The organism is Arenimonas sp. SCN 70-307 (assembly GCF_001724815.1).
Taxonomy (GTDB): domain Bacteria; phylum Pseudomonadota; class Gammaproteobacteria; order Xanthomonadales; family Xanthomonadaceae; genus Arenimonas.
On record NZ_MEDO01000012.1, the window covers coordinates 57,186 to 65,200 of the forward strand.

Genomic DNA, 8,015 nt, shown 5'->3' on the forward strand with positions numbered 1-8,015 from the left:
CCACCCCAGAGAAATGTCCGAAGACTCCCCTAGTAGCCCGCCGGAACGCCGCTCCTGGCTCGAACGCCTGAGCCTGGCCTTTTCCGGCGAACCCCGGACCAGGGACGACCTGGTCGAGATCCTGCGCGAGGCCCAGGCCAACGGCCTGCTCGAGCCCGACACATTGAAGATGCTCGAGGGCGCCCTGTCGGTGTCCGAGCAGCAGGTCGGCGACATCATGGTCCCGCGCTCGCAGATGGTGTCCCTGCCCATCGATGCGCCCTTCATGGAACTGATGCGGCTGGTGGTCGAGTCCGGCCACTCGCGCTTCCCGGTGCACGGCGAGGACCGCGACGAAATCCTCGGCATCCTGCTGGCCAAGGACCTGCTGCGCGGCATGGTCAGCGACAACGGCCCGGGCACCATCCGCGAGCTGCTGCGCCCGGCGGTGCTGATCCCCGAATCCAAGCGCCTGAACGTGCTGCTCAAGGAGTTCCGGCTCTCGCGCAACCACATGGCCATCGTGGTGGACGAGCACGGCGGCGTCGCCGGCCTGGTCACCATCGAGGACGTGCTCGAGCAGATCGTCGGCGAGATCGACGACGAGCACGACGACGCCGACGAGACCAAGCTCATCGCCGCCCAGGCCGACGGCCAGTTCATGGTGGACGCGCTCACGCCGATCGAGGACTTCAACGAGCGCTTCGGCGCCGACTTCCCCGACGACGAGTACGACACCATCGGCGGACTGGTCACCGCCGCCATCGGCCACCTGCCGGAGGCGGGCGAGGAGCTGGCCCTGGGCCGCTTCCACTTCCGCGTCGGCCGCGCCGACGGCCGCCGCGTGCACACCTTCGTGGTCAGCGTGCATGGCGAGGACTGAGCGCCGGCGCGCACCGGCCCTGCTGCTCGCCCTGCTCTGCCTGGCCTGGCTGCTGCCGGGCCTGGCCGCGGCCGCCGCGCCGCGCATCGGCGTGATGACGATGGAGCCGGGCGAGATCTTCTTCGAACGCTTCGGCCACAACAGCGTCGTCGTGCAGGACCCGGCCACCGGCCAGGCCCTGAGCTACAACTTCGGTTTCTTCGACCTCGACGAGCCCGGCTTCCACCGGAACTTCGTGCGTGGGCGCATGGAGTACCGGCTCGAGGTGCTGCCGCTCGAGCGCGACCTGGCCTACTACCGCCAGGTCGGCCGCGGCGTGGTGGTGCAGTGGCTGGCGCTGGAACCGACGCAGGCCCGCGAACTGGCCGATGCCCTGGCGGAGAACGCCCGGCCCGAAAACGCCCGCTACGTCTACGACTACTACACCGCCAACTGCTCCACGCGCGTGCGCGACGCCATCGACCGCGCCGTGGGCGGGCAGCTGCAAGCCCAGCTGATCGGCCGCTCCCAGGGCAACACCTGGCGCAGCGAATCGGTGCGACTGGCGGCGCCGGCGCCGTGGATGGCGCTGGGCTTCCACCTCGGCCTGGGCGGCAGCGCCGACCGGCCGCTGTCGCGCTGGGAGGAGGCGTTCATCCCGATGCGCCTGCGCGACGCGCTGCGCGAATCGAAGCTGCCCGATGGCCGGCCGCTGGTGGCCACCGAGCAGACCCTGCTGCCGCATCGCCTGGTGCCACCGCCGGCGGAGGCACCGCAGCTGACGGGCAAGGCCTTCCTGGCCGGCCTGGCGCTGGCGGCGCTGGTGCTGCTGGCGGGCAAGCGCGCGCCGCGCGCGCTGGCCGGATTCGCCCTGGTGTTCTGGACCGTCGCGGGCCTGGCCGGGGGGGTGATGGCCTTCATCTGGCTGGGCAGCGCCCACACCGCCGGCCACGCCAACCAGAACCTGCTGCTGCTCAGTCCGCTGTGCCTGGCCCTGCTGCCCGGCGGCTGGGCGCGGCTGCGCGGGCGCGAACCGTCGGGGCGCTTCCGCGTGCTGCTGTGGATCGTGACCGGAAGCGCCGCCCTGGCCGGCTTCCTCAAGTTCCTGCCCTTCCTGCCCCAGCAGAACGTGGAGTGGGTCGTGCTGCTGCTGCCGCTACACTGGGCCCTGCTGCGCAGCCTGGACCCGAAGCGATGAACACCTGCGTCGTCAACTGCGTGCGCTACGGCCGCGACGGCGGCCGGCGCGACATCACCCTGGACGAAATAAGCGACGTGCTGGCGGTGGACGACGGCAGCTTCGTCTGGGTGGGGCTGTACGAGCCGGGCGAGGAGCTGCTGGACAAGCTGCAGGAGGAGTTCGACCTGCACGACCTGGCCGTCGAGGACGCGCACCACGCGCACCAGCGACCCAAGATCGAGGCCTATGGCAATTCGCTGTTCATCGCCGTGCACACCGCGCAGGCGCAGGATGGCAAGGTGAGCTTCGGCGAAACCCACCTCTTCGTCGGGCCGCGCTACCTGGTGACGGTGCGCCACGGCACCTCGCTGTCCTACAACACGGTGCGCGCCCGCTGCGAGCGCGAGCCCGAGCTGCTGGCGCTGGGCCCCACCTACGGCCTGTACGCCGTGCTCGACTTCATCGTCGACAATTACCTGCCCATCGTCGACGAGTTCCGCGACCAGCTCAACGAGCTCGAACACGACATCTTCGCCGAGAGCTTCAGCCGCGACACGGTGCGCAAGCTCTACGACCTCAAGCGCGAGCTGACCCGCCTGCGCCTGGCGGTGACGCCGATGCAGGACATCACCGGCCAGCTGACCCGCGTGCACACGCACCTGGTGGGCGAAGAGATGCGGTTGTACTTCCGCGACGTGTACGACCACATCCTGCGCGTGTCCGACGCCACCGACACCCTGCGCGAGATGCTCACCGCGGCGATGTCGGTGAACCTGGCCCTGGTCACGGTGGCCCAGGGCGAGGTGGTCAAGCGCCTGGCCGGCTGGGCCGCGCTGCTGGCCGCGCCCACGCTGATCACCAGCTGGTACGGCATGAACTTCCCGCACATGCCCGAGTTCGCCACCCGCTTCGGCTACGCCGGCGTCATCGGCGTCACGGCCCTGGTCGTCGGCGGCCTGTTCCTCCTCCTGCGCCGCGCCCGCTGGCTCTAAGAAACGGGGTCAGGTTCACTTATGCCCCGGGCCCGACGGGCCCCGGGGCATAAGTGAACCTGACCCCGTTTCTTTGCTTGACGGAGGTCAAGGCGGGGCCGGGCGGCGGGCGGCAGGATGCCTGCCATGGCCGCCATCCCCCCCTTCGACGCTGAGCTGCTCCGCCGCTACGACCGGCCGGGGCCGCGCTATACCTCCTATCCGACCGCGCCGCAGTTCAAGCCCGGCTTCGGCGCCGCCGACTTCGCCCGCGCCGCCCGCCTGAGCAACGACGACCCGATCCCGCGCCGCCTGTCGATCTACGCGCACGTGCCGTTCTGCTTCAGCCCCTGCTTCTACTGCGGCTGCAACCGCATCATCACCCGCGACAAGGCCCGCGCCGACACCTACCTGGCGCGGCTGGTGCGCGAGGTGGCGATGCTCGGCCCGCTGTTCGACCGCGACCGCGAGGTGGTGCAGATCCACCTCGGCGGCGGCACCCCGAACTTCTTCAGCGCCTCGCAGATCGGCGAACTGCTCGAGAGCTTCAACACCCATTTCCGTTTCAGCCAGTCCCCCACCCGCGACTTCTCCATCGAGCTCGACCCGCGGTTCGTCGAGGCCGGCGACATCGAGGCCCTGGCCTTCATGGGCTTCAACCGAGCAAGCCTCGGCGTGCAGGACTTCGACCCGAGGGTGCAGGCGGCGGTCAACCGGATCCAGTCGGTGGAAGAGACACAGGCCGTGATCGATGCCTGCCGCCGCCATGGTTTCCGCTCGGTGAACGTGGACCTGATCTACGGCCTGCCGCTGCAGTCCCGCGAAGGATTCGGCAAGACCCTCGACACCGTGGTCGCCACCCGCCCCGACCGCCTGGCCGTCTACAGCTACGCGCACATGCCCCAGCTGTTCCGCCCGCAGAAGCAGATCGACGAGTCGCAGCTGCCCAGCGCCGAGGACAAGCTGGGCCTGCTGCAGCTGGCGATCGAAAAACTCTCGGCCGCCGGCTACCGCTACATCGGCATGGACCACTTCGCCCTGCCCGGCGACGACCTGTCGATCGCCCAGGAGAAGGGCGGCCTGCACCGAAATTTCATGGGCTACACCACCCACGCCGACTGCGACCTGGTGGGCATGGGTGTGAGCGCGATCAGCCACGTCGGCGACACCTACAGCCAGAACCCGCGCGACCTGCCCAGCTGGGAGATCGCCATCGACGAAGGCCGCCTGCCCACCTGGCGCGGCATGCAGCTCGACGCCGACGACAACCTGCGGGCCGACCTGATCCAGCAGCTGATGTGCCAGGGCGAGGTCGATATCCCGGCCCTCGAGGAGCGCCACGAGATCAACTTCGGCGTCTATTTCGCCGACGAACTGGCCCGGCTGGAGCCCCTGCAGGCCGACGGCCTGGTCGAGGTTTCGGCCGACCGGATCACGGCGACCTCGCGCGGGCGCCTGCTGCTGCGTATCATCGCGGCATGTTTCGACCGCTACCTGCACCAGGCCCAGGCCGAGCCCGCGCGCTTCTCCAAGGCCATCTGAGCCCGACGGGGGTACCCGCGTGAGCCCGACGGCCCGCCGGCCCCGGCACAATCCCATTGCCGACGACGGCGACGAGCTGCGCTTTTGCAGCACCTGCGCCTTCTCCGACGCCTGCCTGTCCCAGGGCTACGGCAAGTCCGACCTGATGGACCTGCACGTGCTGGTCGAGCATGTCGGGCCCTACCACGAGGGCGAGCACATCTTCCGCGAGGGCGACGAGTTCAACGCCATCGCCGCGGTGCGTGCCGGCACGGTCAAGACCTACGTACTCGACGCCTCCGGCCACGAACAGGTGCTGGGGTTCCACCTGCCGGGCGAGATCATCGGCCTCAACGCCATTTCCGAGGCCCGCTACCCCTGCAACGCGGTGGCGCTGGACACGGTGATGCTGTGCCGGTTCTCGTTCCCGAAGATGGCGCTGCTGGCCACCCGCATGCCCGGGCTGCAGGCCCAGCTGTTCCGGCTGCTGAGCCAGGACATCGGCAAGGCCGCCCTGCTGGCCGGCGACTACAGCGCCGACCAGCGCATGGCCGCCTTCCTGGTGGCGCTGTCGCGGCGTTTCGCCCAGCGCGGCTTTTCGGCCACCCGCCTGCACCTGACCATGACCCGCACCGACATGGCCAACTACCTGCGCCTGGCGCCCGAGACGGTCAGCCGCGTGCTGCGCCGCCTGCAGGAGGACGGCCGGATCCGGGTGGACCGCCGCGAGCTCGAGATCACCGACCCGGCCGGGCTCGAAGACCTCGCCCGCGCCGTCCTGCGCAGCTGACCAAGCCCCTGTAGGAGCGCCTTCAGGCGCGAATCTTTTGCCTTTCCATCTTTGCGCCGGGAACGAGCCCGGCGCGAAAGAGCCAAGGAGCAAAAGATTCGCGCCTGAAGGCGCTCCTACCGTGGCATCGCTTGACCTGGGTCAGTGACCCGGCCCCCGGTGAACACGAGCATGGCGGCATCCTGCAAGGAGAGCCGTCATGAGTAGCACCAAGAAGCTGTGGTTGGGCCTGGCCGCCCTGCTCGCGGTTTCGTTCGCCGCCCTGCTCTGGGTCGGCAGCGAAATCCACCGCGTCATGCCACCGATCCCCGAAAAGGTCGTCACCGAATCCGGCCAGGTGGTCTTCACCAAGGACGACATCCAGACCGGCCGCGTCGTCTGGCAGTCGATCGGCGGCCAGCAGCTGGGCTCGATCTGGGGGCACGGCGGCTACGTCGCCCCGGACTGGACCGCCGACTGGCTGCACCGCGAGGCCGTGGCCATCCTCGACGCCTGGGCCCGGGCCGAATACTCCGCGCCCGACCACGCCTCGCTCGGCAAGGCCGAGCAGGCCGCGCTGGAGGCGAGGCTGCAGGAGATGCTGCGGGCCAACACCTTCGACGAGGCCGCCGGCACCATCACCATCAGCGACGAGCGCCTGCTGGCGATCAACAACGTCTCGGCGCACTACCAGAGCCTGTTCAGCAACGACCCGGCCACCAAGTCGCTGCGCGAGGCCTATGCGATGAAGGACGGCACGGTCGCCGACGCCGAGCACCGGCGCATGATGACCGCGTTCTACTGGTGGACGTCCTGGACCGCCGTCACCCAGCGCCCGGGCAAGGACATCACCTACACCAACAACTGGCCCTACGACCCGGTGGTGGGCAACGAGCCGCCCTCGAACCTGCTGCTGTGGACGGTGTTCAGCGTGCTGTTCCTGATCGCCGGCATCTCGCTGCTGGGCTGGCACTACGCGGTCAACCACGAGCGCGACGAGGACCCGAAGCTGCCGCTGACCGACCCGCTGGCGCAGGTGAAGGTCACGCCTTCGATGAGGGCCACGGCCAAGTACTTCTGGATCGTGATCGCGCTGTTCCTGGCGCAGATCCTGCTGGGCGCGATGACCGCGCACTACCAGGTCGAGGGCCAGGACTTCTACGGCTTCGCGCTCTCGGAAATCCTGCCCTACTCGCTCACGCGCACCTGGCACACCCAACTGGCGGTGCTGTGGATCGCCACGGCCTGGCTGGGCATGGGCCTGTACATCGGCCCGGCGATCTCCGGGCATGAGCCCAGGTTCCAGGCGCTGGGCGTCAACGTGCTCTGGGTCTGCCTGATCATCATCGTGGTCGGTTCGTTCGCGGGCCAGTGGTTCGCGGTGATGCAGAAGCTGGGCCTCGAGCACAACTTCTGGTTCGGCCACCAGGGCTGGGAATACGTCGACCTGGGCCGCTTCTGGCAGTGGTTCCTGTTCCTCGGCCTGGGCATCTGGCTGGTGCTGGTGGGCCGCTGCCTGGTGCCGGCGATCCGCGCCGGCGGTGAGTCGAAGTCCATCACCACCCTGCTGTTCCTCTCCACCGTCGCGATCGGCCTGTTCTACGGCGCCGGCCTGCTGTGGAACGAGCACACGCACCTGTCGATGGTCGAGTACTGGCGCTGGTGGGTGGTGCACCTGTGGGTGGAGGGCTTCTTCGAGGTCTTCGCCACGGCCGTCATCGCCTTCCTGTTCACCAAGCTGGGCCTGATCAAGACGAAGACGGCGACGGTCGCCGTGCTCTTCGCCACCATCGTGTTCATGGCCGGCGGCGTGCTCGGCACCCTGCACCACCTGTACTTCACCGGCACCCCGACCGCGGTGATCGCCCTGGGCGCCTCGTTCTCGGCCCTGGAAGTGGTGCCGCTGGCCTACGTCGGCTTCGAGGCCTACCACACCTACAAGCTGGGCAAGGCGACGCCGTGGATGCAGCGCTACAAGTGGCCGATCCTGTTCTTCACCGCAGTGGCGTTCTGGAACCTCGTCGGCGCCGGCCTGTTCGGCTTCCTGATCAACCCGCCGCTGCCGCTGTACTACATGCAGGGCCTGAACCTGACCCCGCTGCACGGCCACACCGCCCTGTTCGGCGTGTACGGCATGCTCGGCATCGGCCTGATGCTGTTCTGCCTGCGCGGCATGAAGCCGAACGCGATCTGGCCGGAAGCCCCGCTGCGCACCGCGTTCTGGGCGCTGAACATCGGCCTGGTCGGCATGGCCCTGTTCACCCTGCTGCCGCTGGGCATCCTGCAGCTCATCGCCGCGGTCGACAACGGCTACTGGTACGCCCGCTCGGCCGAGTTCATGCAGCAGCCGATCGTCGACATGCTGGTGTGGATGCGCGTACCCGGCGACACGATCTTCAGCGTCGGCGCCGTGGCCCTGGCCTGGTTCGTGCTGCGGCTCTGGATCGCACCGCGCACGGCGCCGGCCCAGGTCGAAGGCGCCACCGAGAGCGCCCGCTGAAGAACGCGTTCTCCGACGTGTGATTGTGCTTGGGGCCACTTCGGTGGCCCCTTTTTTTGGGACACGCAAGCCTCAAAAATGGGGTCAGAGAACATATGCGTTTAAAACGCATATGTTCTCTGACCCCATTTTTGAGGTTCTTCTCCCAACTGAGGGGAGAGAGGCACACGGCCGACCCGGCAGAATTGTTGTTCTCGAGGCAACAAAACGGGGCCGGCCGTGGCCGAAGTGGA

General features: G+C 68.6%; 6 protein-coding genes. All 6 read left to right on the forward strand.

The features are described 5' to 3' along the window. Positions 1 to 13: 13 nt before the first annotated feature. Entirely contained in the window at positions 14 to 862 is an 849-nt protein-coding gene (locus ABS41_RS05930; protein ID WP_290591876.1) for a transporter associated domain-containing protein, read from the forward strand. Continuing rightward, positions 849 to 2,039, forward strand: coding sequence for a DUF4105 domain-containing protein (locus ABS41_RS05935; protein ID WP_290591878.1), 1,191 nt, complete (start codon positions 849 to 851; stop codon positions 2,037 to 2,039). Before ABS41_RS05930 ends, ABS41_RS05935 begins: the two co-directional genes overlap by 14 nt. Beyond that, the gene (gene corA, locus ABS41_RS05940) at positions 2,036 to 3,013 is read left to right on the forward strand and encodes a magnesium/cobalt transporter CorA (RefSeq protein ID WP_290591881.1); all 978 of its coding nucleotides are present in this window, start codon (positions 2,036 to 2,038) and stop codon (positions 3,011 to 3,013) included. The genes ABS41_RS05935 and corA overlap by 4 nt, the downstream gene beginning before the upstream one ends. Positions 3,014 to 3,139: 126 nt before the next feature. Continuing rightward, complete coding sequence (gene hemN / locus ABS41_RS05945; protein WP_290591883.1) at positions 3,140 to 4,534, forward strand: oxygen-independent coproporphyrinogen III oxidase; 1,395 nt, start codon at positions 3,140 to 3,142, stop codon at positions 4,532 to 4,534. A gap of 19 nt (positions 4,535 to 4,553) precedes the next feature. Continuing rightward, on the forward strand, positions 4,554 to 5,303 hold the full coding sequence (locus tag ABS41_RS05950) for a helix-turn-helix domain-containing protein (RefSeq protein WP_290591885.1): 750 nt from the start codon (positions 4,554 to 4,556) through the stop codon (positions 5,301 to 5,303). Positions 5,304 to 5,502: 199 nt separating this feature from the next. Beyond that, a complete protein-coding gene (locus ABS41_RS05955) occupies positions 5,503 to 7,782 on the forward strand; it encodes a nitric-oxide reductase large subunit (protein WP_290591887.1) in 2,280 nt (759 codons plus the stop codon). The last annotated feature ends 233 nt before the right edge of the window (positions 7,783 to 8,015 follow it).